Raw genomic sequence first — 26,321 nt, 5'->3', positions numbered from 1 at the left:
GTTCCAGTCTTGCAAAACGGAGCAAAAGTACTATTTAGCCTCGATAAAACTGAATCTTAGGGTTAAAAAAGAGATGGCCACTAGAGCCACCTCAAAACCAGAGAGATGACGCCCATAGCGGCAACCCCTCACGGAGGACTCGATCAACACCGTTACTGTGTTGCTTGTTGAGCTGTCAGCTCATCGTGGGCTCGCTTGATAACATAGGCTTTCACCGCGTCAGCCTGATCCACACTGATGACACTGCCAAATGCCGCCATACCGTTGCCTTGTTTCAAACCATTAACCACGATCGCTTCCCAGTAATCAAAGGTATGTTGACTGGCGTAGCGTAGATCCGGTAACACGCCGCCACTCACCGCGCCGTCACCATGACAGGAACTACAGTAGGTGTGATAGATCGCTTTACCCTCAGCAACCGTTTCTGCCGAGGCGTTAGCTGACGGTGGATTCAACGCTTTAGCGGTAACCTTGAGTTCAGGCAACGTTGCCTTACCCCCAAGCTTGAACACCAGTAAACGGTTAGTATTGGTGGTTAGCGCCTCACTCACCAATGGCCCGACCACCAGTGGTACAGCCCCACCCCAGCCCGCCATAATGGCGACATACTGCTCACCATTTACACGGTAACTAATCGGCGGAGCCACCATGCCGGTCTGACCATGATAAGACCACAATGGTTTACCATTCGCGGCATCATAGGCCACCAGATTACCCTGACCATTGCCTTGGAACACCAAACCACCGGCAGTACTCAAGGTGCCGCCATTCCACGGCACAGGCATATCGATACCCCAAGCTTCTTTCTGAGCTACAGGGTCCCAAGCCACCAAACGACCTTTAGTCGCCGCCTTGATCGCTTTACGCACCGCTGGGTCTTCCGGCATAGTGGCCGCCAATAGGCTCACTCCTAAATTGACAGTCAGTGATTTAACCTCATAGTTATCATCGGGAATATAAGGGAACGCCATCTCCCGAGTCGGCAAGTACACAAGTCCAGTATCTGGGTTAAAACTCATGGGCTGCCAGTTATGTCCACCGAAGGGTGATGGCTGGGCCAAAAACGGTTTACCAGCGGTGCTATAACGGGCTTCGGGCTTGATATTCGGTCGACCTGTAGTGGGATCAACACCATCGGTCCAGTTCACGGCAACATAGTTTTCAGCCGAAATAAACTCGCCTGTCGCCCTATCCAGCACATAGAATAAACCGTTTTTAGGTGCCTGCATCAACACTTTCCGTAGCTTACCCTTGACCTCAAGATCGGCCAAAATCATATGCTGAGTCGCGGTGTAATCCCACTCCTCACCAGGGGTCGTTTGGTAATGCCAAACATACTCGCCGGTATCCGGCCGCACCGCTACAATGGATGACAGAAACAGATTATCCCCCTCGCCATTGCTACGAATCTCGCGGTTCCAAGGGGAGCCGTTACCGATACCGACATAGAGCAAGTCCAGATCAGGATCATAGGCCATCGAATCCCATGCAGTACCGCCACCGCCGAGCGTCCACCATTCGCCGGACCAGGTTTTACTCGCTTCGATCAGCGTTGGGTTGGTCTCTTTTGCTGGGTCATCGGGTACGGTATAAAAACGCCATAACATCTTGCCGCTGTCGGCATCATAGGCGGAAAAATACCCGCGCACGCCAAATTCAGCGCCGCCGTTACCGATCATCACTTTACCTTTAACAATACGCGGTGCGCCGGTAATAGAGTAAGCCTGATCGTTATCCGTAGTCTGAGATGACCAAAGTTGTTTACCCGTTTCAGCATCCAGCGCAATCAAACGACCATCCAAAGTGCCGGTATAGAGTTTACCCTGCCAAGCAGCAACTCCTCGGTTAACCGCATCACAACAGAGCTTCGGACCAACCACACCCCGATCCACCTGGGGATCAAACTGCCATTTAAGTTCACCGGTCACCGCATCAAAGGCATACACAACATTCCAACTACCGGTAACATATAACATGCCATCGATCACTAATGGGGTCGCTTCAAGTCCACGGGTTGAATCAAAACCATAGGACCAACTTAGCCCTAGATCCGCCACGGTTTGTTTATTAATCTGTGTCAACGGGCTAAACCGTTGCTCGGTATAGTCACGACCATGGGCGAGCCAGTTGCCCGGCTCTTGATCAGCATTGATTAATCGATTCGCATCCACTGCCGCCGCAGCCTGTAACTGAGTCAGTCCAGGCAATACCAGAGCTATGCCCAGCAGCAACGGCATCAGTTGTTTATTAAATTGCATCATTTACACCTCTTAGCTTAAAACGGAATCGCAACCCGAATAGTCACGCCATCGGTCTCAATTCCATTGTCAACACTCAGGTCTTTACTGTATTCACCCTGCAACTGAAAACGCTTACCAATCCATTGGGTATAACCCAGCGTTAAGTTATCAGTGTCAACATCGGATGCCACTTGATCTACGCCATCGACCTCGACCTCGCCCCCCACTTGCTTGCTGTACCGCCCCCAGACATAACCACCTTGAGTCACATCTTGAGATAGCATCGCACTCATCCGATACATATTGTCACGGCTAAGCGTATCCCCCGCCGCCAAATCATCATTGTCGCCGTAGATTTCAACCTCACCGACAAGATCCATATACAAGCCATTATCGGTCAACCCTTTGGTATAGCCCGCTTGTAATACAAAAGACCAACGATTGGCGCCCACATTGACAGCTTTATTACTCTCATATTCACCTGTAGGCAGATAAACAAAAGGAGTGATGCCAAACCATTCTTTATTATCATTATTGGCAACGGGCCAGAAGGTTGAACCGATAAAAATATCCCCGATACCCGAACTTTGTTCGCCCTGAATACCCACATCCTGATCAACCACCGGAATGATAATTTGCGGATCGGCAGGCATGCCAAACAGTTCGGTGTAATGAATAAAACGCTGGATGACAGCATTGACCTGCAGATCAGCATCATTAGACACCGTGTCGCCGTCGACATTGAAATCATCACCAGAGACACTTTGCAGATAAGTGACCGACAAGTTAACGCCTTTCGGCGCGGGAATATAATCCCGAGGCTGGACCGTTTCAGCGATGGCAAAAGCCTGGCCCGACAACAAACTTCCGCACAGCAAAGCGGACACTGACAAAGCTTTATAGTTATTTTTTTTCACATTTATTCCTCTACTACAGTATGACTACGGGCAGAAGATACCAATGGAGGCAGGTAAAAACTTGATAACATTGATGACAATATGTAACAGAAAGTAACAAGCCAAACGCAATTTAATTAATATCCTAACAAAACTCTAATCTTGTTTTATGTCGCAATAGTTTTTATGATGCATCTATCAAGCATTACTATCTAATAAAAAAAAGAGAAAATATTTCTATGCCTGATACAAAATCTCGTCTGATCACTCCTGAGCAACGACTCAGCACCATTCCATTTGAAGTTAGTGAAACCAGTGGCGATCACAGCTTCACCAATATCCGTCTGGAAAACTATGCTCGCTTACCCTATGTCGACCTGAATCTTCCCAGCATGGATCACCATGTGATGATTTATAACTACAATCCACCAAGTTCAACGGTGCACTATCACTGTGGTGGACAACACTATAACGGCATCTGGCAGCCCCAAGCGGTGGCACTCCTTCCCGCGTTTCAAGATAATCAGTGGCTTATCCCGGAATCTGATTCGGGCACCTTGCACATACTGTTCCCCTACACCGCGGTCAATAAGGTGATACAGGAGAGCTTTGACCTCGACCCAGACACTCTAGAACTACAATCACTCTTTGATGCCCAAAGTCCCGTCCTACAAAGCCTTTCAGAACTGATGTTCCGTGAAATGCAGGATAAGTTTGCTAGTGGCAATCTGTATATGGAAAGCCTTGCTAACGCTGCTATCGTGCACCTTTTGAATAGTTATTCCAATAAAGCCATTCAACGTCAAGCACACAGCGGCAAGATTAGCCCCCAAGGCTTACAGCGACTGATTCGCTTTATAGACGAGCATCTCAGCCAAAAAATCACCCTCGACCAGTTGGCTAGCCAACTGCATATGAGCAGCTACCATTTCTGTCGAGCGTTTAAACTCAGCAGCGGCTATACACCGCATCAGTTTGTCATACTGCGACGCACCTATACCGCCCGACAGTTACTTATCAGCAGTCAGCTAACGCCAGCACAAATCGCCCAACAGACAGGCTTTAGTGATCAGAGCCATATGAATAAGCAGTTACGGCGGGAGTTCAACATGACCGCGACACAGATCCGCGCTTAAACCCGCCCATATCGCTGCTTCAACTGATGCTCTGCCAAGTGTCACTCATGCCATAATGCTAGGGTTTTTATTACCACGCACTGCTTCTTTTTTTACTAAGATTGCGCAATTTTTTACCAGACTCCGTTGCCTCTCAAACACTATCATTAAATTGATATAAATAGGCCCTCACTCTGTTTAATAATAAAAGAATAATAATATGTGCATGAATATTACTGTTATCGATAAACACTCGAGCAACTATCTATCTAATTTTCATAAAGAGAATGGCTTCGGCTTTCATATTAATACCTTATTCGATATCCCCTCGCCGGTTAATACCGAACAAACCGATGTTTTTATTATCGACTGTTCGACCGCGCGACATCCAGACTTCTCTCTGACCCGCGAACTGCGCAGTCACAGCCGCAGCGGTATTATCCTCATCGGCAAAAAAAATAATCCGGATGATCTAATTGTGGCACTGGAGATGGGTGCGGATGAATATCTTGCGCAACCAGTCAATTACCGCGAGCTTTCCGCGAGAATTCGTAATCTCGGTCGCTGGTCAAGAATGAGCCTCGAACACCCAGACAACACAAACGCCAAAACAGACACACAAGTCAGTCACTTTGACGGCTGGCAATTGGATCTAGTGCGTCAGGTGCTCAAATCACCCACTGGGCAGCTAACAAAATTGCCCAAAAATGAGTTTACCCTACTGACCATCTTGCTCAATAATCGGAATAAACTGATGACGCGGGAAGCGCTACTCAACTCACTCTATCACCGAGAATGGCACCCTTCGGATCGTACCATCGATATGCTAATTGGTAAGTTACGTAAAAAACTCAATGACTATCAGAAAGAAACCGCATTGATTAACACGGTATATGGGGTAGGTTATATTTTTGCGGCTCAAACCGATGTGGTGCCTAATCCGACACCCGCCCCCTTAAAGACTTAACTTGACCCCGTTTGGTTTTGCTATCGACCCGCTTCCGTTTCGCCGAACGGCTCGGTTTCGTGGCTTGCCGTGTTTTCTGCACCACCGTGACGGCTTTAATCAGCGTCTGTAGCCGCTGCAGTGCGTCGTCACGATTTTTTTCCTGTGTGCGATACTGTTGCGCCTTAATCACCAACACCCCCTCTTTGGTAATCCGCGAGTCTTTCAACTGCAGTAAGCGTTCTTTATAAAACTCAGGTAATGAGGATGCAGCAATATCAAACCGCAGATGAATCGCCGAGGAGACCTTATTAACATTCTGACCGCCACTGCCTTGAGCGCGGATCGCGGTGAGCACAATTTCGTCATCGGGGATGGATACAGCATTGGAAATAACGAGCACTTTTTAGTCCATTTTAAACATGAGCCTCTATTGTACCAGAGGCCGTCATGGTAATACCGTCTATAGCCTTATGCTCAAAGAAAACCCCATTAATCACCGCGATGCTCACGGCTATAATTCGATCTTATCTTTGACCATCGACGGGTCAAATAGTTTGACGTTGTTACTACCCTCTTTCTTCGCCTGATACAGAGCACGATCGGCACACTCCATCAAGCCGGCAGCATCGTTGCTATCGTTTGGCGCCAAGGCAACACCGATGCTCGTGGTGAGTTGCATCTCGATACCCGCCACCATCATAGGCTCTGATACCGCCAGTATAATCCGTTGAGCTAACAGCATCGCCACGGGCTGCATCTCCCCAGGCTCATTGCCCAGTAAAATAACAAACTCATCGCCACCCACTCGACTCACCATATCGGTTATCCGCACGGTTTCGTTCAACCGTCGAGCAATGGTAATCAACACCTGATCACCAACACCGTGGCCATAGGTATCGTTAATCGTTTTAAAGAGATCGAGATCCATAAACATCAACCCTAACTGATGATCAGGATGTCGCTGGAGTACGTCAAGCTCATGTTGTAATCGTTGACTGAGTGAACGACGGTTAGGCAGATCGGTCAATGAATCACTCTGCGCCATATGTTCAAGCTGTTCTTCAAAGGCTTTACGTTGGCTGATATCGGTAAAGGTACCGATATAATTTTCAATCTTACCTTCAGCATTTCGATAACTGGTGATCGACAAAGCTTGGGGGTAAAGCGAACCATTTTTACGGCGATTCCAGATCTCACCATGCCACTGACCTTTGCTAATCAGTGTTTGCCACATTGTTTTATAAAATTCAGGGCTATTGGAGGTAGAGCCGAGAATACGCGGGTCTTTGCCTTTAACCTCTTCTAAGATATAGCCGGTAATCCGTGTAAAGGATTGGTTGATACGGATAATGCGGTTATCCGCATCGGTAATCAAAATACCTTCATGGGCGGCATCGACAATTCTTTCACTGATCTCCAGCGCCCGAGCATTTTCATCGAGGGTAATACTCTGCTGATCAAGGTTGCGCTGAAAATAGTTGAATAGCTGCCGAAATCCGCGGGCATAATAGCGCATCATCACTAAAGCGATCGATAGCAACACCACCATCAATAACAACAAGGTGATATTGCTCTCTCTATCATTTTGGATCATCTGTTCTCGCTGTTGCAACAATAGCTCGAGCGATGGATCGGCATAGCCGCCGGCCAGCACAATCCAACCCCAGGCAGGAAAGAGGCTCGCATACAGCAATTGTTCGTCATCTGGCTGGCCATCATGCCGATACCAGCCGGTATGGATAAAACCGTCATGTTTTACTTTAGCCAACAGCGTAGCGATACGTTCGCGGTCATCAGGGTTATCTAACTGCGTATAGGTTTTACCAATAAATTGCTCAACCCCTTTGCCAGCAATCACCTTACCATTAAGGTCGATGATTGACAGATAACCATTTTGTCCAAATTGGATACCATCCAGATACTCAATAACTTCCTGCTGTAAGTCCTGCTGAATTTGAGAGACATAATCACCGGCACCGATCACCCAGTTATAGGGTTCAAAGCGTGCGACAAAGGCTATTTTATTCTCCATCCGCTGCCGTTCATCCGAAGAATACCAGCGATACCGAACATATCCCCGCCCCGCTGCCGACTGGCTTACCTGACGAAAACGGCGAACAAAGTAGATGCCTTGATCATCCTTCACATCGATCATCGACTTACCTTCAAGCTCGGGGCGTGTCGGCATGAGTAAACCTTTACCCGCCTGATCGCCAACAAAAAAATAGCCACGGCCATTGAAGAAGCGAATACCCCGCAGGAGCTCAAGTAATTGAGTTTTTAGCTCATCATCGGACATACGTCGTCGGTTTTGTTGATAGAAACGGTTCATCACATCTAAGGCCTGGGAAACCTCATTCTGCGACGAGGTCATAATAACCTGTTCGGCACTGTTATAGCGGGCATTGGCAAAGTGAGTGGCATCGTTCACCTCATATTGCAGGCGACGATTGATATGCTTTTGAATAGACGCTTGAAGCTTATCTAGATGGGTATGATTATATTGTTGGTTAGCGATAAAAAAATACGTGAAAAAGCCAGCTAATAGAAACACCAATAATACGGATATTAACCAAAAAAGGTTAAGACCTGATCGACTCGGCATTTTGGTAAAATCCATTACTACCCCATTTTGCTAAACATAAAAAACGGCGACTCCTAGCCTTTTAGCTTCGCTTAGCATATCAGAGACCGATGGGCTGAGCGATAAACGAATTACTCAAGATGACAGGTATAAAAAAGGCGACCCAAGGTCGCCAAAAAGAACACCGACGCTAGAGATGATGCCGGTTGCGGAACTGATCCAACGCTGAAGCAGTGTTGAATGCTGTGCTAATCTCCAAACAACGGAAGGAGATCAAAAAGTAGGACGGCACGCCGCCCCAAGGAGGAACACGATGGCCTTTCGTTGATTGACTTAGAAGAAGCCCAGTGGATTGATATCGTAGCTAACCAACAGGTTTTTGGTCTGCTGATAATGATCCAACATCATCTTGTGAGTTTCACGACCGACACCGGATTTCTTATAACCACCGAACGCGGCATGGGCGGGATAGAGGTGATAACAGTTAGTCCAAACTCGACCGGACTGAATACCTCGGCCCATACGGTACGAGAGGTTCATATCACGGGTCCAAACACCCGCACCTAGACCAAACTCGGTATCATTGGCAATTTCTAAGGCTTCCGCTTCATCTTTAAAGGTCGTTACTGCAACTACTGGCCCAAAGATCTCTTCTTGGAAGACACGCATCTTGTTATGGCCTTTCATCAGCGTAGGCTGCACATAGAATCCTGAGTTAAACTCATCATCATGTTCATGCACATCACCACCGATCAAGAACTCAGCGCCCTCTGCTTTACCGATCTCCATGTAGGACAGGATCTTCTCAAACTGCTGCTGCGATGCCTGAGCCCCCACCATGGTTTCAGTATCTAGCGGGTTGCCCCGTTTGATCTGTTTAGAACGCTCAATAACCTTAGCAATAAAGGCATCATAAATGCTTTCTTGTATCAGCAAACGTGATGGGCAAGTACAGACTTCGCCTTGGTTAAAGAATGCCAATACCGCACCCTCAACCGCTTTATTAACAAACTCATCTTCTTGGTCCATGATATCCGCAAAGAAGACGTTAGGTGACTTACCACCAAGCTCTACGGTCGATGGGATAATGTTTTCAGCGGCACATTTAAGGATATGAGAACCAACCGGGGTAGAACCGGTGAAAGCGATCTTAGCGATACGCGTACTCGTCGCCAGCGCTTCGCCCGCTTCTTTACCGTAACCATTGACGATATTCAGCACACCCGGTGGCAACAGATCACCGATTACCTCCATCAATTTAAGGATAGAGGCAGGCGTTTGCTCTGCCGGTTTCATGACCACACAGTTACCAGTAACCAGCGCCGGCGCTAATTTCCATGCCGCCATCAGCAGCGGGAAGTTCCAAGGGATAATCTGGCCGACGACGCCTAGTGGCTCGTGGAATTGATAGGAAACAGTATTCTGATCGATCTCACCGATAGAACCTTCCTGCGCCCGAATACAACCGGCATAGTAACGGAAATGATCGACACATAGCGGCACATCGGCAGCCATGGTTTCACGCACAGCTTTACCGTTATCCCAAGTTTCAGCCACGGCGAGCAACTCAAGGTTTTGCTCAATACGATCAGCGATTCTTAACAGAATATTTGAGCGTTCAGCAACCGATGTCTTCCCCCAAGCATCCTTAGCTGCATGGGCAGCATCCAGTGCAAGGTTAATATCATCAGCGTCGGAGCGTGGAATCTGACAAAAAACCTGACCATTCACGGGTGAAACATTGTCGAAGTACTGCCCGTTTACCGGTGCGACCCACTCACCACCGATATAGTTTTCGTAACGTTCTTTAAAGGAAACAACAGAACCCTCGGTCCCTGGCTGTGCGTAAATCATTATCCATGCCTCTCTTTTTGTTATCTGCCGCGTTTTTCTTTGCGGGCTATTTGACTACCCCTACATAGTAGCTATCGAAGCGGTTTATCACCTATGCCCCCTTGGCACTAATAAATTAGTTCTTTAGTACTAAAAAAAGCTTCTAGCACAAAGTTTTAGTTCGGGTTTATTTAGTACTTTGAGCGTGTATACTTAGCGACTCTGCAAAATAGACGTACTACCCTCATGGATTTAAGCCCTAGATTATAGGGATATAAGGCCTGATCCAGTCGTATATAACTGGCACAACAACTCAATAGATAGAGTCAATAGATAGAGGTTTTTTTGTATGGATGATAATCGCCTCACAAGGGAGCGCGAGGTTCCAGAAACCAGACGTTTAATTTCCACCACTTCACTGTCTGGGAGCATTATCTATGCCAACCAGAACTTCATCGATATCTCCGGATTTAGTCGTGAAGAGCTTATCGGACAACCCCATAATCTGGTGCGTCATCCCGATATGCCATCCGCCGCGTTTGCCGATTTATGGAGTAACCTTAAAGCAGATAAACCCTGGTTAGGCGCTGTCAAAAACCGCTGCAAAAACGGTGATTTCTACTGGGTGTTGGCTTATATCACACCACAATATGACCAGAACGGGGTTAAAATTGGCTATCAATCCGTTCGCACCAAACTGCCTAACGAGATCAAACAACACGCACAGCGTCAATACGACCAGATCAACGCCAACCCTAAGCGGTTATCGCTCTCACGACAGCAGTTGAGTCGCCGATTATTAGGCAGTGTTTTTTCGGGTTTGTTAGCCGTGACACTTATTAATGTAGCGCCCATCGATGGCCTACTGAAGTTGCTATTATCCGGTGCCTTAACCGCGTCATTTACTGCCCTCTGCTATTACCAACTGAAACCCTTACAGGCCGCACTGACGCAGTCACTAGGCATCTATGATAATCCATTATCACAGAAGATCCTGAATGGGCGAATGGATGAGATCGGCGCCTTTCATCTTGCGATACTGTTGCAGGAAGCCAAAATAGGTACCGTAACCGGACGGGTCGAAGACGCCATTTCTACACTGAGAGAAGTGATGAATCTCACCCACCAAAGCCTGAACCAGACCACTGACGGTATTGAGAAACAAAACCTAGAAAGCGATATGTTGGCCTCTGCTAGCAATCAAATGGCATCATCATCACAGCATGTAGCTGAAAACACATCTCGTACGTCTGAGGTGACCCATCAAGCGGCTCAAGACGCCCAAAATGGTAGAACCGTCATCAACGATATGTTGCAAACGATAGAGGTGCTCGCTGAAGAGATCAGCCAAGCATCACATCAATCCGAGCAACTACATGCCCAAACCGAAGAGATCGGACATATCACCACCCTGATTAACGACATCACTGGCCAAACCAATCTATTGGCACTCAATGCTGCCATTGAAGCCGCTAGAGCCGGTGATCATGGTCGTGGCTTTGCGGTCGTTGCCAATGAAGTCAGAGAGCTAGCGATTCGTACCCAGAAAGCCACCGAGCAGATCAAAGCCAGTATCGATGCGGTACAGAAACAGGTGATTAGTACCACCGATACGATGAGTAAAACCCATCAGCAGGTGAAAGCAAGTATCAATAAAGCAGAAACCGCGGGGCAGGCCTTCGATCAGCTGAGCCAATCTCTGGATCTAATTTCAGATCAGAGTCAACAGATCGCCTTAGCCGCCGACGAGCAAAACCATACCGCCGAAAGCCTCAGCCGTAATATTATTTCTATCCGAGATGTTTCTGAAAATAACAAAGACTCAATTACGACAACGAACCAGGCGATCGATAACCTGGCGTGTTTGGTCACCGACCTATCTCAGATTGTGAATAATAAATTCAAATAAAAGTCCTAACCTATTGGGCGCTGAGATTGCCACTCAGTAATAAGGCAGCCAGCGTCCACATCATAATACACACCAACCCATCGAGAATTCGCCAGCTAATAGGCCGGCGAAACAGTGGTGCTAACCAACGGGCCCCCAGACTCAGGGAGAAAAACCAAATAAAGGAAAATAGCGCCGCACCAGCACCAAACCAAACGCGGTCCTGCTCGGCGTAACGACCGCCGATACTCCCCAACAACACCACCGTATCTAAATACACATGGGGATTGAGCAGACTCAGCGCCAGCGTGGTTAATAAAGCCGCCCCGAGACTGGAAAACTGACGGGTAGAAACCTTCAGTGTTTCGCTACGTAACGCTGAACGCAGCGCCAGCGCCCCATACCATAAAAGAAACGCCCCTCCCGCCCAGTTAATCAGCGGCAGCATCAGGGTTGACTGGCTGATCAAAACCCCCATGCCGGATATTCCAGCGGCGATCAATACAGTATCGATAAGGCTGCACAGCCCCGCGATAGGCCAGTGATATTCACGGCGTACCCCCTGACTCAACACAAACGCATTCTGCGCCCCGATAGCCATAATTAATCCGGCACTGGTAGCCAAACCAGTCAAAAAAGGAGCGGGTATCGATAACAGCATCACAATATATTTCCGATAACAGATGAAACAACATAGGTAAGCGAAGGAGAGTATGTAATCGACACAGGTTAGTAAAACTAATAATATTTATATTCCATTAGAATATCTAATAACCCTAGATCAATGATCACTCTGAGAGGCTTTATGTTTGATTATCGTCAGCTTCAGGCACTAGCCACTGTTATTGAAGAGCAAAGTTTTGAGCGGGCAGCCAACCGATTATTTCTGACCCAGTCGGCCATTTCGCAACGGATCAAACAGCTAGAAGAGTCCACCGGACAGTTACTCCTCGTTCGCGCTCAACCGTTGCGACTCACCGATGCGGGGCAACAGTTACAACGCTATTACCATCAAGTCACACTATTACAGACTGAGCTATTAAGCCATCTAGATAGCGCTCAGCAGGAGGGCTTCAGCCGACTCACCATCGGCCTGAATGCGGACAGTCTCGCCACCTGGTTTATGGATGCCATGCAGCCCTTGATGGAGCAAAGCCCGATCCTACTCGATTTAAGAATCGATGATCAGGACCAAACCCACCTACTACTCCGCCAAGGTGATGTTCAAGGCTGTATCAGCGCCAGCGCTAAACCCTTACAAGGGAGCAGTGCCGTCCTGCTAGGGATTAGCCGGTATCTCGCACTGGCTAGCCCCCGCTTTATGCAGCAGTACTTTGCCGACGGCCTATCCAGTGCCGCCTTAGCTCAAGCACCGGCGGTGGAATACAATGAAAAAGATGATCTACAAAATAGCTTTATCCAACGCTTTTACCCCGAGGTACAGGACTATCAACGTCACCGTGTCCCCTCGTCTGAGGCATTTACCGAACTGATCAAACGAGGTTTCGCCTGGGGTATGGCACCCGACTTACAGATGCAATCATTGCTTGAACGTGGTGAAGTAGTTGAAATCGCCCCCGGAAAGAGTATCGAGGTACCGCTATATTGGCACAGTTGGAATCTAGCAACCGACACCGGACGCCGACTCAGCCAGCAGCTAATCCGCTACTGCCAGCTTCATCTTGAACAGCCCTCGTAGTCAGTCTGCGTACTGATGCAGTTACGTCCGTGGGCTTTAGCGTAGTACAGTCGTTGATCCGCACAGGAGAGTAGTTCTGACGCTTTATGAAAGATCTCACTATATTCAGCAACCCCTATCGAACAGGTCAGCGTGACTAACCGACCATCATCCAATTTGAGCGCTAGCTCGCCTACCGCCTGTCGGACACGTTCGGCAAAAGCGGCGGCGCTGGTTAACGCGGTATCGGGCAACAGGATAGCAAACTCTTCCCCGCCAATACGGCCGCAAACATCGTTCTCGCGCAGCACATGATTGATGGTGTCGGCCACCGCCTGCAGTACCTTATCGCCGATATCATGCCCATATTGATCGTTAATCTTTTTAAAGAAATCGAGATCCAGCATGCACAGACTAAAGGGATGCCCATAACGCTTCGCCCGTTCGAACTCCGTTTCCAGCACACTAAACAGCTTACGGCGGTTATTCAGCCCCGTCAGTTCGTCAGAATTAGCCATGGACAGCAACGCCGCTTCCGCTTGAAACTGCTCGATAATAAGGCTCACAAAAGCGGCCACGCTTTCAATCAGCTCGAGATCCGCATGGGACGGTTTAGAAATAAAGCCGTGATAGATCGCAAAGGTGCCGATCAAACGTTTTTTCCGGCCGAAAATAGGCTCAGACCAACAACTATGTAAACCGTGTTCCAGCGCCAGCGCTTTGTAGTCAGCCCATAAAGGATCGGAGGCAATATCCGTGACAATCACCCGTTCTCGCCTGTAGACCGCGGTGCCACAAGAACCTACCCCCTCGCCAATCTCTATACCATCAATCGCTGCCTGATAACCCTTTGGTAACGAGGACGCTGCGCAATTGATCAAATGCTGACCCTGCTCATCCAACAATAAAATAGAGCATAACGCTCCGGGATTTTTCTGTTCAATACCCTCCACCACAAGGCTGAGAACATATTCCAACGACTCACCCTGCAAAGTTGCTTCCATTGCACGGCTACGTAGATTATCTAACAACTCAGCTTGTCGCTGTTCAGTAATATCGACGCCCGAACATAGCACGCCAACGGGACGACCACTGGCATCAAAGCTGAGGCGGTTACGCCAAGCAATCAACCTTATCTGACCATCCGAGGTACGCACTCGACTTTCCCCGCGATACAGGTCGTTAACCGGATGCTCTCTATCGAACAGTGTTTCAAAAATTTGTCGTTCTTGCTGACTATTCACCAGAGTCCGTTGATTAAACCAACTTTCACCCAGTAGATCGTCTGCACTCGCTCCGAGTACCTCACTACCTTTACGGTTAATCATCTGAATATGACCCTCGCGATCTAACATCAGCATGATAGTCTCTACGGTATCCAGATAACTTTGAGCGCGATCCCGCTCCAGCAAAATTTGACGGTGTGTTTTAGCCAGCCAAAGCAACATCAATACTAGGCACAACGAGAACAAGAACCCAACGATCAGAATCCATTGCGAGATATTCAGACTGTTCTCTGTCTGCAGACGATCATCCCACACTTCTAATAACCAGTTACGCCCCAAAATATTAAATTCAGACCGGTAGGACACCGTGGCGGCTTCCGTTTGCGATGAAGCGGTCGCAGCCACTTCGACTAATCCCGTGGGTGTCACATCATAGAGTTTCATCACCAAATCCGAATCGGTTGAAGATAAGGTATTCAGGATCATCTGCGGCTGTATGACCGCCAACACAAACCCTTTGAGCCGGCCTCGACCAACAGAAGATTCATCATAGACGGGACGATAATAACTTAAGGACAATATATCCGAAGCGCCCTCAAACAGCTGAAAGGGTGCGGTTCCTAGATACTCCTGATCACCAGCGAGCAGGGCATCAATCACATCAGCATTCACTTGTCTCGAGTAAGTATCAAAACCAACGGATATATGACTTCGTTCTAACGGCTCAGAATATAAAATGGGATAATAAAGCTTCTTTGCGGGTGCACTCGACACCGTATTAGTGGCGACATCGAGGGTCGTCATTCCGTCGAACCCATCGCTGACTAACTGCTGTTCAAAAGCTTGACGCTCGTCGTCACTCACCAGAGGCACCCAATGAATCGCCCAAAGCTCAGGATGAGAACGGATAATGGGGCGGGTAAAGGATGCATATGCAGTTCGATCAAGCTGCTCACTTTGAGCAATAAAACTACCAACGGTGTTCAACAACTCTATGGTGCGGCTAACACTGGTTTGAAACTTAACCCGTTGCTGAATCCCTGCACTTTCCACCTTAGCGTGTAATTTTTCATTCTCGACGGAGAGGCTAAACTGATAAGCAATAATGCTCACAAGCACGCAGATAATACCAACCACCAACGCCAGCAATTTACGTCTGTTGATAAAAATTTCGTCTGCCGCCGTTAGCATAATAGTGACCCACATCATCGACGTTAGACAGCAACTTAACGTCAGGTATTGTTGGATTGTGCTTACCGCCCAATCCTCATCTATAATCCTGACACCGAGGGCCGATTTTCACAAGTTAAACCCTGCGATTAACGAATTGAAAGCCAATAAGTTTATTGGCCATGATTGAGCGCGCTCATTTAGGCGATCGTTTCGCTATAACAACATCTGTTCGCCTGATCATCTGACCGGCGGTGACATAAACTTGTTCCATCTTTATGACTTTCTTTGCCCGATCCCTTGACCCCATCGCTGAATCAACCGATAGTCTGCCCCATTGCTACCATCTGATCAGGACACTGTTTTGCTAAGCTATCGACACTCTTTTCATGCGGGCAACTTTGCCGACCTTCTCAAGCATATTGTGCTAACGGAGATACTCGAACACCTGACCAAAAAAGATAAACCCTTTGACTATATTGATACCCATGCGGGCGCAGGGTTATATGACCTACAATCTGATCAAGCGGAAAAGCTGGGCGAGTACAGCAACGGCATTGGCAAACTAAAGAGCCAAGACTGGCCGAGTTTGGCGCGTTATTTTTCAGCGATTCAGGCCTGCAACCCTAATGGGGGTTTACGCTTCTACCCCGGCTCTCCGCTCATTGCCAACCACTTCATGCGCCCGCAAGATAAAGCCACCCTATATGAACTCCACCCCACCGATTTTAAGCTACTGAGTAAAAACACCCGCACGAATCGACGCATTAAGGTGCTCAATCAGGATAGCCTAGAGGGCTTACTATCGCTGTTACCGCCAACATCTCGCCGCGCGCTGGTATTAATGGACCCTTCCTACGAGATAAAAAGTGATTACGATCAGGTCTTTAAAACCCTAAAACATGCGCACAAGAAATTTTCCACCGGTACCTATGCGCTATGGTATCCCGTCGTCGAACGTCACCGCATTCGCAAACTTGAAAAACTGTTTATCATGAGTGGTATCCGCAATATTCAGCGGTTTGAATTAGGGCTAGAACCTGATTCAGCGGAACACGGTATGACCTCATCGGGCATGATTGTGATCAACCCACCCTGGACCCTATTCAACAACATGAATACCCTACTGCCACAACTCGTTAAGGCGATCGATGAGGATGGTGAAGCTTTCTTCCGTTGCGATATTCTCGTCCCAGAATAACCTTTTTGGGTGCGCGCACGCGGATAACAGTATTTAAACAACCGCACACATAAAGGCCGGCGCCATGACGCCGGCCTTTTGTTACACGGATAACCCCTTACAATGAAGTCAGACTAACGAGCGCCGTTGGCTTATAGCATTCGCCTGTTAGTCCTTCTGATCAGTGCTTTCAACCTCAATAGCCGATGGGTAAACAGTAGTACTGATGGTTTCATCAAAGAAACAAGCGCAGCCTCGCCCTTCCCCTTTAGCCTTATAGAGCGCTTGATCGGCATTCTTCATCAGACTATACGCATCATCATCTTTACTACTCACCGCTACGCCCATGCTGCAGCTAATATCGATATCAATACCGGTTAACCTGAGTGGTTTAGTCATCTCATTTAACAGCCGCTGGCAAAGAAGGGGCAGCTCTTTGACTCCCTCTTTACCCTCTTTAAACTTAATAATCAGAATAAACTCATCGCCACCCACCCGGCAGGGAAGATCTGATTCACGTAAACTCGCTTTCAAACGATTTGACATTTCAATCAACAAAGAATCACCAATATCATGCCCATAACAATCATTGATCGCTTTAAAACGATCCAGATCGATAAAAAAGAGCGCCACACCCGCGGAGTGATAACGCTGCTGCGCCGCCAGATCGCGATTAAGACAATCCATCAATGTCCGTCGGTTTGCCAAGCCCGTGAGAGGGTCCGTTTCGGCTAAATAGCGTAATTTATTCTCTAAGTTTTTAAGGTGGGTAATATCCGAAAATGTCGCAATATAGTTTTGTACTTCACCATTACTATAGCGATTTACACTGATCGATAACCACTCGGGATAGACCTCGCCGTCCTTGCGTTTACTCCACACCTCACCGCGCCAGGCGCCCTCGGTATTTAGGGTATGCCACATCTCCTTATAAAAATCGTTATCCTGCAAACCCGATGTCAATATCGCGGGGGTTTTGCCTAGCACCTCACTCAACTGATAACCGGTGATCCGCGTGAAGGCACTGTTAACTTTTACGATACGGTTATCCGCATCACATACGATAACCCCTTCGTGAGCCGACTCCACTATCAACGCACTCAGTTTCAGGGACTCCGCGAATTCACGGAGTTTATCCTGCTGCTGAGTAATATTGTCGTCATAACGTTTAAAACGGCTTTTTAACCACCGGCTATAGCTGAGTGCGATCAGCAGCGCGAGTATACCTATGGTTATGATGGCGATCAGCTGATGCGACCAACCTTGTTTTATCGCTTCACCCAAACGCTGTTCTTGTGACGAAAACAGCTCATTGACTTCATCCTGATAGATACCCGCAATCAGAACCCAACCACGGTCTTCAATCGGCTTCACCAACGAGAGCCGATGGCTAGGGCTGGCATCTTCTGTTTGATACCAATCATAGGAAAGATAACCACCGCCGGCCTGAGCGGTTGCAAGCGCCTGCTGAGCCCCTTGCCGAATAATGGGATCAGGGTCGTTCAAATAATTAAAACCTTCCCGCTCTGGGGTTGCGCCACTCGCCAGTAAACGACCATCACGGTCCAGCAAAGCAATATAACCGGTACGGCCAAAATGAATATTACGCAGGGCATTATAGATTCGTGGTTTCAGGTCATCTTCAAAGCGATAAAAGTAATCACCGTTACCCACTATCCAGTTGTAAGGTTCAAAAGTACCGACATGGGCCACTTTATTTCGCATGACTTTATTATTATCGGGCGCGTACCAGCGATAGTGGGAAAAACCCTCTTTCTGAGCATTAGAAACCGCGGCAACCAACCCCTGAAAAATATTATGTCGGGTATCGTCTCGAAGCCCAAGCAATGATGTCCCTTCATTACCCGGTAATATAGGTGAGAGCAACAAGGTACCGTCCATATCATCGATGAAATAATAACCCCGATCATCAAAAAAACGGATATCCCTCAATGACTCAATCAACATCTTTTTCATCTCAGCTTCACTCAGCTGTTCATGATAGCGTTGATAGAGTGAATTCATTAATGCTAAGGCTTGATGGGTTTGGCTACGTGTTTGTTGCCGGATGAGATCCGTCGCTTCAGCAAACATCTGATCAATCATCTGCTCGGCATCAGCCAACTCAGACGATAAACGACTATGTTGCTCCTTTATCAACTTATCTTGTAATTCGCCAAGCTGTTGTTGATAGCGCGTTTGGGCATTGAAATAAAAATAGACGGTTTGCGAGCACAGCAACAAGAGGACGATAAAACTCCCTCCCCATAACAGCTGCGTAGGCAATCCCGTTGAACCCGCCTTTTCTTCCCGCTTCAAATCCATCGTATTGGCTTCACCAGCACCCTGTTACATTGTATTTAGACTATCCACTAACCCATCACTAAACCATCACTAAACCATCACTAGCCCATCACTAACCAATAGCAGCGAATAAAATAGCTTAATTAATCAGAAGGAAACACGTATCGACGCTGCAAAAACAGTCTTATAACAATAAGTTCCAACTGAATCATAGCATAGAAAGTTGTCACAAGGATTTGCGCGGCCATGGCAAAAATAGTACTTTAACTCAGCGTTTCAGCTCGCATAGTCAAATGGATGATGTACAACCTCATTAGCTGTGTTTTACAACAGGTCCAATGCCGACGATCATTCGACAAACAGCTAATGAAGATACAGAAATAGTTAGCTCAATCACAGCCTCGTAGCAGAATAATGATAACGGATACTTAGCGACTGTTAATATGGCAACCCACCGGGAGAACAACGTGTATAAAATTCTAGTTGCCGACGATCATCCCCTGTTTCGTGAAGCGATATGTGGTGTGATAGCCAATGGCTTTCCGGGCTGCGAAACCCTCGAAACGGAAGATCTCGATAGCGCACTTAAAATCGCCGCCGAAGAGGATGACCTCGACCTAATTTTGCTAGACCTCAATATGCCCGGCATGAACGGTTTGAATGGCCTGATCAGTCTACGAAACGAATCACCCACGATTCCAGTCGTTATCGTCTCCGCCGAGCAGGATAAACAGATCGTGCTGCAAGCCATTACCTATGGTGCCGTAGGCTTTATAACGAAATCCTCTCCCCGTGAACAGATGACGGATGCACTACAGCAGATTCTCAACGGCAATGTTTACCTGCCCTCCGACATTATCCGTTCAGAGAAGCCCCGCAGCAGCATTCAGCGTCGCCATGACGACAACCAAATCCCCGCGGAGATGCTCTCTTCACTGACCCGTCGCCAGCTATTAGTGCTTGAACGGATGTCTGAAGGTGAATCGAATAAACAGATCGCTTATCACTTAAATATCGCCGAAACCACAGTGAAAGCCCATGTGAGCGCCATTCTCAGAAAATTAGGCGTACATAACCGTATTCAAGCGGTTTTATCTGCCGGCAATATTAATTTCAACCAATACCTAAAACGCTAGCATTCAGTCCAGTTAACGGATCTCTAAAGACTGTTCGTTAAACTAAAAACTGAGGGCGTATTTCACCGAACACTCCCTGCCAATATCATCGCTCTTTCAACACACAGCAGCCTTAACTCTGAGCGTTAGCAATCGATAAGAATTCTACCGATCAAGCAGATGATTCAACGTCATCTTTAATTTCATCGGTTTGACCGGCTTATTCATTAAGAGATAACCCTGTTCCCGAACAACCTGTTTCAGCTCGTTGGTATAATTTGCCGTAATCATAATCACCGGAACAGCCCGTTCGAGCCGACGGTTGAAATCAATCGCCGCCTCTAAACCATTTTCATCATTATCCAGATGATAGTCGGCAATCAATAGGCTCGGCGCCGGCGACTTAGCCAATAAAGCCATCAATTGAGATGTGCCCTGTACCGCTTCCACCCGACAACCCCAACCTTCGAGTAACATCCGCATACCTCGACAGATAGCGGGATCATTATCGATCAACCAAACCGACATGCCCTCTAGTTGGTTGTCCGCCGTCAAAGGGTGCGCCTCTTTGGTTTTTTCCGGCAACTGATCTGCGCGCGCCAGCGGCACTGCAACAGAAAACATAGAGCCTTTACCCGGCATTGAACTGACACTGATCTGATGCCCTAATATCCGAGAGATCTTGTCAACGATCGCCAACCCCAAGCCAAGCCCTTTATCATTGACCGCAGGACTCCCCTGTAACCGTTTGAACTCAAGAAAGATGTCTCCCAACTTGTCTTCAGGAATCCCCAAACCCGTGTCCCATACCTCAATCATCAAGCGGTCGCCCTTACGTCGGCACCCTAGCAACACCGTACCGGCATCGGTATAACGGATGGCATTGGTAAGAAAGTTTCGTAAGATACGCGCCAGCAACTGTGAATCGGAACAGATCACCGCTCGACTAGGCACATACCGCAGTGTTAATTGCTCACTACCCGCCACCTGTTGAAACTCATTCGCGATATTATTCAGTAGACTGCTCACCGGAAAAACTGTGACATCAGGCTCAATCACCCCCGCATCCAGCTTAGAAATATCGACTAGGGTACTCAGCAGCGATTCAACATCATCCAATGAACTACCCACCGAATCGATAAGGTGTCGCTCGCCCTGCACCGCAGGCTTCTCCTGCAACGCACTGGTAAATAGACGTGCGGCATTCAGTGGCTGTAATAGATCATGGCTAACGGCGGCTAAAAACTTAGTCTTCGATAGATTCGCCTGTTCCGCATGTTTACTCGCTTCGAGCAGCTGAGCTTCCACCTGCTTTCGCTCGGTAATCTCTTGTCGCAACTGATCATTCAACTGGGTGAGTTCCGAGGTTCGCTCAACCACCCGCTGCTCCATCGTCTGATACGCTTCTTGCAGTGCATACGCGGTTTTACGGCGCTCCGTAATATCACGAATCAAGACGAAAAACCCTACCGCACGCCCCTCAGCATCAAGGTTAGGCACATAGGCTTTGAGCATATACCTCGGCCCGCCCTGTGGGTCTTGCTCCTCTATTTCAAAAGTCACGCTTTCACCGGACAGGGCTCTCTCGGTATAGGGCTTCAGCTTAACAAACTGCTCTTTGCCATGAATCATGGCGATACTTTTACCGGTCAGCGCTTCCCGCGACCAACCATACCAATCCTCATAGACCTTATTGGTAAACTGAAAACATAGATCCTCGCCAACATAGGCAATCAGTGCCGGGACATGGTCGGTAATCAGACGAATCCACTGTTCACTCTCGCGCAAAGTCTCGGCATATTGATGTCGCTCGGTAATATCGGTGTAGGTGTTGACAAAACCACCCTCCTGAATCGGGTGAGAGCGAATCTCAATCACCTGGCCATTAGGCAGGCTCTGTTCTAACTCGATGGTACCGGACTGATGTTGATGGCGACTAAAAGGCGTCAGCAGAATCAACTCACAACCGGCGCTTAAATCCTCAAACAGAGGCTGTTCATTCAACGCCGCTTCGTTCAACCCCGATAGTTCTAGAAAGCGTTGGTTCCAAACTTCTAGGCAACCCTCGCTATTGATCAGCACTACCCCTTGGGAGAGGTTGTCCACGGTGTTTTGCAAAACCCGGGACTTATCCGCTAAGGCCCGTTCGCGCCGTGCCGTCTCATTCTGTTTAAGCTCAGTAATGTCGGTATACAGAATCACCAGCCCGCCATCTAATGTGGGCCGTTCGCTCACCTGAAACCAGCGGTCATTCTTCAGTCGATAATACACCGAGTTATCCGCTTCATCGCCGCGGAACTCCTCCTCAATCAAACCATGCTGATCCGCCAGCCGCCGGATATCCTGAATCCCTAACCCTTCGTGAATAGACACCCCCGTGCCTACCCAGACCGATGCGAACTTGCTGTTATACAGCACGATACGGCGTTCACTATCAAACAAGACGAAGGCATCGGAGATACTTTCAATACCATCGATCAAACGTTGATGGGCAACCTCCGCCTCTAACTTAGCCTGGCTCAATGCGATATTACTGGTTTTAATATCCCCCAAGGCTACATTCAGCGCTGCGGTTCGCTCTCTCACCTGCTCGGCCAACACCACCGAGTGTTCAAACGCTGCATAGGGGTCGGTACGGGTCGTGGCACTCACCTCAACCCGTTCGATCAGTACACGGTTAATTTTTTGTAGTTTGCGATTTTCCCGTTCTAGCGCTTCCACCCGTTGAGCGAGATCGGACGACTGTGCGGCCTCAGTCATGCTTTCCTCCCGATCGCGACACCGGTAAAGGTCTGATTGACGTGCATACCATCGATCTGTTCACCATAGGTATTAAACCCCACCACCCGATGTTGACGCAGCAGTTCCGATAACGGCTTTAACTTGCCTCGAATCTTGGCTTCTAATCGGCGTAAAAAGCAGTCACACCCGAGGGTAACAAGATGCTCCTTAAGACATTGCTCTTGCTGACTTAACTGCTGATCGAGGGTCGACATCAACTCTCCCGGCTGCATCAACGTCAGTACAATACCGTTCTCTACTGCACAGTAGAATGTCAAACTCAGATCCTCATTGACACTCTGTATCGAGCGCACAAAATACTCGTTACCAATACGCACGGCGATAGGGTTTAGCGCGAATACTTCGTGATTGAGCTGCTCAAGCGGCACCCCCGCCACCCGGGCGTATTCAATCGCCGCCGGTTCAGCATTCAACTCTAATACTCGGCGCTGTTCACTATCCGCCTCAGTGACCACCAGTTTGCTATCGCGGCTTTCCATGTGATGACCACTAAACACCTGAAATTCGCAACAGGTATTCACCAGAATAATCACCGCCGCATCGGTATAAAACGCGCCATCAAAATAGACATGGGTATTCGACAAACAGATATCATCACCGGCAGAACCGCCAAAATGGGGAATACTTCCGAGGGCTGAATCAATCGTGACAAGTACCTGTTCCTCTTGTGTCGATAAACCATCAAACAGCGTCAAGGCAAAGCTATGGTCTTTAATCGGCGCGACCTGTTGCATCAGGCACTGCTCAGAGAGCTGCTCGATTAAGTTTTGAGCATCATGAAAATTAAATTGATCCAGCTGTTCTATCAGCTGACCACTGACCGCAAAGGCATCACCGGAAAAACCCATCGCCGAGATACTGCCCTGATCATAACCCATCGCCGTAATCTCACCGGCGGTGGTACAACCCGCCACCAAGACACCTTGAAAACGCTGCTGTAACATCGGCGCCAAGATATCTAACTGATACTCCGCTGAACAGAAGAACAAAACAAAATGGAGACCCGGCCAGTTGAGCTGCTGATATAGCTGATCGACCGCCTGTTGCTCATCCCGCTCTGTTGAAAAAGCCGTTCGCAATTCTGGCTGGCAAATATTTTCCGACAATCTATTCGTCACACCCATCACCCCGACAGTTGAAAATGACCTTTAAGTGTAAAAGGGAAGCTACTATGAAAACAGTGTACTTGAGTACCGGCATAATAATAGAAAACGGATAATAAAATCTAACATATTGTTTTTAAATATATTTATCTTTCAAATCCAGCACTAAAGTCGTAGAAACCCACTGAGTAGACAGAGGAAACAACTGACCGTCGGCCAATAACGCCTCTTTAGCGCGATACTTAAATGACCACTTTTACTCGCATGAACGCCAAGCCTAATGACTTAAGACAGCGGAACGATTTGGCAAAAAAAAGCCCGCAAACACTGGGATCACGGGCCTAGAAAGTATATTTTTTTAACAAAGCAGGCTTAGTTATCCGTTTGATCATCCAGCAGCAGTTGAGGCTTAAAGCCCAGTGCGAAGCAGCCCCAGTGCCGACCGTTAACATAGATAGGAAAGGTAAGGTCATTGAGTACTTCACCGGTATCACGGACATACGTTTGCAGTAAAAACGGCGAGGTGTTGCTTGTCCGGCGTACTTCTGCACGACTACCAGCAAAGAAACGACGATGGCGGCTTTTCACATTATCGACCTCAAAGTCGCCCGTCAGAGGCTCGGACACTTTTTGATGATGCGCGGGCGCATAACCATCGAGACAGATCGGTAGCGCATAGATCAGATCAGGCTTTTCAATCAGGTAGCCGTCGAACACTGGCCGCATGCGTTGTTCAAAGGCATCCGCATAACTAACATCAAACTTTTCCGGTAATACCCCTTCGTTGGTGCGGCGATAATGACGATCGAAGATATCGTAGCCCCCATGGTACATCTGCTCCAGCTCTTCCTGCATTTGCCGCGCCCATTCTCGGCCAGCCTGAATAATATTTTCGAAACTACCATAGCCAATGATAAAGCGTGATAAGAGCTCTTGCGTCTCTTCCATCGAAGTTTCCAGCTCACTGGAAAAGACCTGCGAGCGTTCCATTTCATCCCGCATCTCAGCGCTAATACCGGCAATGCGCTCGACATGCGAATGAGATTCTTGATTGGTATAGGTCAACTCATCTAGGGTTGAGCTGATGGTGGTGAGTTGACTATTAACGCCATCAAAATCCCGTACTAAACGGGTGAATTGAGCACTGGTATCACTGATAAAACTTTCCGTATTCTGTGTGTATTCCAGAATATTGGCCGAATTAGTGCGCGTATCGCTGACGAGATCAGCCATCACCGATATATTCTGGTCGATCTCAGAGGTGGCATTCTGAACCTGTTGCGACAGATTACGCACCTCATCTGCGACTACCGCAAACCCTCTGCCAGCCTCACCCGCCCGAGCCGCCTCGATAGACGCATTGAGGGCCAGCAGGTTGGTCTGATCAGAGAAGCGTTTCACCATCGACAATATTTCAGTGATGGTTTCCGAGCTGGCACTGAGTTTCTCAACCGTTTGTTGAAACCCGGACGCCAACTCAGAAATGGTGCGTACCTGGCCTAACACCTGTTCAAGCTCATGACTTGAGCTTCTAATCTCATCCAAATTATTGCGGGTGTACTCGGATATTTTTAAGGTATTCCCCGCGACCTCTTGTATGGCGGTAGTCGATTCCTGACTCGACTGCAGTACATGTTGCGCCTGCTCTTCCTGTTCACTGGTCGATTGATGCACCTCCTGTAACACTTGGCTCAGCTGGGTGGCACTCAAAGCGACTTTGACACTATGGTTACGGGTTTCGGCAATAATCTTTTTCAGACTCGTCGAGAAACCGTTATAGCTGCTCGCCATGGCGGAGATTTCATCATGGGTCGTATCGGGTAGGGTTGCAGAGATATCGCCATCTTTATCCTTTATATCACTCAGGATATCGACCATTTTATGGATAGGCCGTAAAAAGATATGGCGCATAAAAAAGATGGTGAAGAGGGTTGCCGCTAACGAAAAGGCGAGAATCAACCAACTCAGTAATTGCAACCGATCGAGTTGCGCCAATAACGCGGGGTTATTCGTGTCCTGAACGATCTGCTGTTCAAGCTGCCCCAAGCCAATCCCGTTTAGCCCGATAAACAGCAATGATGGTATTAATAGGAACAACACATTACCCACAATTTTGCGGGTTAGTGAATTAAAAAACTTTCGTTCTACTGCGTCATAGAGCGCCATACTCGTCCACTTCTCGTTTTATTATCATTATTATTGAATAGTCTTTATCCTCATTTAAACAAAATAACACAG

17 protein-coding genes are annotated in these 26,321 nt (G+C 48.0%); 6 read left to right on the top strand and 11 right to left on the bottom strand.

Annotated elements, in window-relative coordinates:
• Positions 1-152: 152 nt before the first annotated feature.
• Together EH243_RS00565 and EH243_RS00560 are read right to left on the bottom strand one after the other, a co-directional pair.
• Complete coding sequence (locus tag EH243_RS00565) at positions 153-2,258, bottom strand: PQQ-dependent dehydrogenase, methanol/ethanol family (RefSeq protein WP_126156687.1); 2,106 nt, start codon at positions 2,256-2,258, stop codon at positions 153-155.
• A 17-nt stretch (positions 2,259-2,275) separates the two neighbouring features.
• Positions 2,276-3,157: a transporter gene (locus EH243_RS00560; RefSeq protein WP_164549010.1), complete on the bottom strand. Its 882-nt coding sequence runs from the start codon at positions 3,155-3,157 to the stop codon at positions 2,276-2,278.
• 218 nt (positions 3,158-3,375) lie between these two features.
• Between EH243_RS00560 and EH243_RS00555 the strand changes: the two genes are divergently transcribed.
• Positions 3,376-4,272, top strand: a complete 897-nt coding sequence (locus tag EH243_RS00555) for a helix-turn-helix domain-containing protein (RefSeq protein ID WP_126156685.1) — start codon at positions 3,376-3,378, stop codon at positions 4,270-4,272.
• A gap of 205 nt (positions 4,273-4,477) precedes the next feature.
• Positions 4,478-5,218 carry a response regulator transcription factor gene (locus tag EH243_RS00550; RefSeq protein ID WP_164549009.1) on the top strand — a complete coding sequence of 247 codons (741 nt, stop codon included), beginning with the start codon at positions 4,478-4,480 and terminating at the stop codon, positions 5,216-5,218.
• On the opposite strand, the gene arfB is transcribed toward EH243_RS00550, so the two are convergent.
• The 3 genes from arfB to exaC form a co-directional block, all read right to left on the bottom strand.
• Entirely contained in the window at positions 5,187-5,600 is a 414-nt protein-coding gene (gene arfB, locus EH243_RS00545; RefSeq protein ID WP_126156683.1) for an alternative ribosome rescue aminoacyl-tRNA hydrolase ArfB, read from the bottom strand. The two genes, EH243_RS00550 and arfB, sit on opposite strands and share 32 nt — an antisense overlap.
• Positions 5,601-5,711: 111 nt before the next feature.
• Positions 5,712-7,820 (bottom strand): sensor domain-containing diguanylate cyclase, encoded by a 2,109-nt coding sequence (locus tag EH243_RS00540; RefSeq protein ID WP_126156682.1) that lies wholly within the window; start codon positions 7,818-7,820, stop codon positions 5,712-5,714.
• Between the two features lie 297 nt (positions 7,821-8,117).
• Entirely contained in the window at positions 8,118-9,638 is a 1,521-nt protein-coding gene (exaC, locus tag EH243_RS00535; RefSeq protein WP_126156681.1) for an acetaldehyde dehydrogenase ExaC, read from the bottom strand.
• 328 nt (positions 9,639-9,966) lie between these two features.
• Between exaC and EH243_RS00530 the strand changes: the two genes are divergently transcribed.
• On the top strand, positions 9,967-11,526 hold the full coding sequence (locus EH243_RS00530; RefSeq protein WP_126156680.1) for a methyl-accepting chemotaxis protein: 1,560 nt from the start codon (positions 9,967-9,969) through the stop codon (positions 11,524-11,526).
• Positions 11,527-11,536: 10 nt separating this feature from the next.
• Here EH243_RS00530 and EH243_RS00525 read toward each other — a convergent pair whose 3' ends face one another.
• A complete protein-coding gene (locus EH243_RS00525) occupies positions 11,537-12,106 on the bottom strand; it encodes a LysE/ArgO family amino acid transporter (RefSeq protein WP_241234956.1) in 570 nt (189 codons plus the stop codon).
• Positions 12,107-12,310: 204 nt separating this feature from the next.
• Between EH243_RS00525 and EH243_RS00520 the strand changes: the two genes are divergently transcribed.
• A complete protein-coding gene (locus tag EH243_RS00520; RefSeq protein ID WP_126156678.1) occupies positions 12,311-13,204 on the top strand; it encodes a LysR family transcriptional regulator ArgP in 894 nt (297 codons plus the stop codon).
• Here EH243_RS00520 and EH243_RS00515 read toward each other — a convergent pair.
• Positions 13,183-15,600: a sensor domain-containing diguanylate cyclase gene (locus EH243_RS00515; protein ID WP_164549008.1), complete on the bottom strand. Its 2,418-nt coding sequence runs from the start codon at positions 15,598-15,600 to the stop codon at positions 13,183-13,185. The genes EH243_RS00520 and EH243_RS00515 overlap by 22 nt on opposite strands.
• Positions 15,601-15,943: 343 nt before the next feature.
• On the opposite strand from EH243_RS00515, the gene EH243_RS00510 reads away from it, so the two are divergent.
• Positions 15,944-16,780 (top strand): 23S rRNA (adenine(2030)-N(6))-methyltransferase RlmJ, encoded by an 837-nt coding sequence (locus tag EH243_RS00510; RefSeq protein ID WP_126156676.1) that lies wholly within the window; start codon positions 15,944-15,946, stop codon positions 16,778-16,780.
• Positions 16,781-16,927: 147 nt separating this feature from the next.
• Here EH243_RS00510 and EH243_RS00505 read toward each other — a convergent pair whose 3' ends face one another.
• On the bottom strand, positions 16,928-19,084 hold the full coding sequence (locus EH243_RS00505) for a sensor domain-containing diguanylate cyclase (RefSeq protein ID WP_126156675.1): 2,157 nt from the start codon (positions 19,082-19,084) through the stop codon (positions 16,928-16,930).
• A 446-nt stretch (positions 19,085-19,530) separates the two neighbouring features.
• Here EH243_RS00505 and EH243_RS00500 point away from each other — a divergent pair, with 446 nt between their 5' ends.
• Positions 19,531-20,199 carry a response regulator gene (locus tag EH243_RS00500; RefSeq protein ID WP_126156674.1) on the top strand — a complete coding sequence of 223 codons (669 nt, stop codon included), beginning with the start codon at positions 19,531-19,533 and terminating at the stop codon, positions 20,197-20,199.
• Positions 20,200-20,343: 144 nt separating this feature from the next.
• Here EH243_RS00500 and EH243_RS00495 read toward each other — a convergent pair whose 3' ends face one another.
• From EH243_RS00495 to EH243_RS00485, 3 genes are all read right to left on the bottom strand, one after another.
• Entirely contained in the window at positions 20,344-22,938 is a 2,595-nt protein-coding gene (locus EH243_RS00495; RefSeq protein WP_126156673.1) for a hybrid sensor histidine kinase/response regulator, read from the bottom strand.
• Positions 22,935-24,098 (bottom strand): nitric oxide-sensing protein NosP, encoded by a 1,164-nt coding sequence (gene nosP / locus EH243_RS00490; RefSeq protein WP_241234955.1) that lies wholly within the window; start codon positions 24,096-24,098, stop codon positions 22,935-22,937. Before nosP ends, EH243_RS00495 begins: the two co-directional genes overlap by 4 nt.
• A 357-nt stretch (positions 24,099-24,455) precedes the next feature.
• The gene (locus tag EH243_RS00485; RefSeq protein ID WP_126156672.1) at positions 24,456-26,249 is read right to left on the bottom strand and encodes a methyl-accepting chemotaxis protein; all 1,794 of its coding nucleotides are present in this window, start codon (positions 26,247-26,249) and stop codon (positions 24,456-24,458) included.
• Positions 26,250-26,321 lie beyond the last annotated feature (72 nt).

Origin of the sequence: Amphritea opalescens (assembly GCF_003957515.1) — a bacterium.
Lineage (GTDB): Bacteria > Pseudomonadota > Gammaproteobacteria > Pseudomonadales > Balneatricaceae > Amphritea > Amphritea opalescens.
This window is presented reverse-complemented; position numbering and strand designations above follow the sequence as displayed.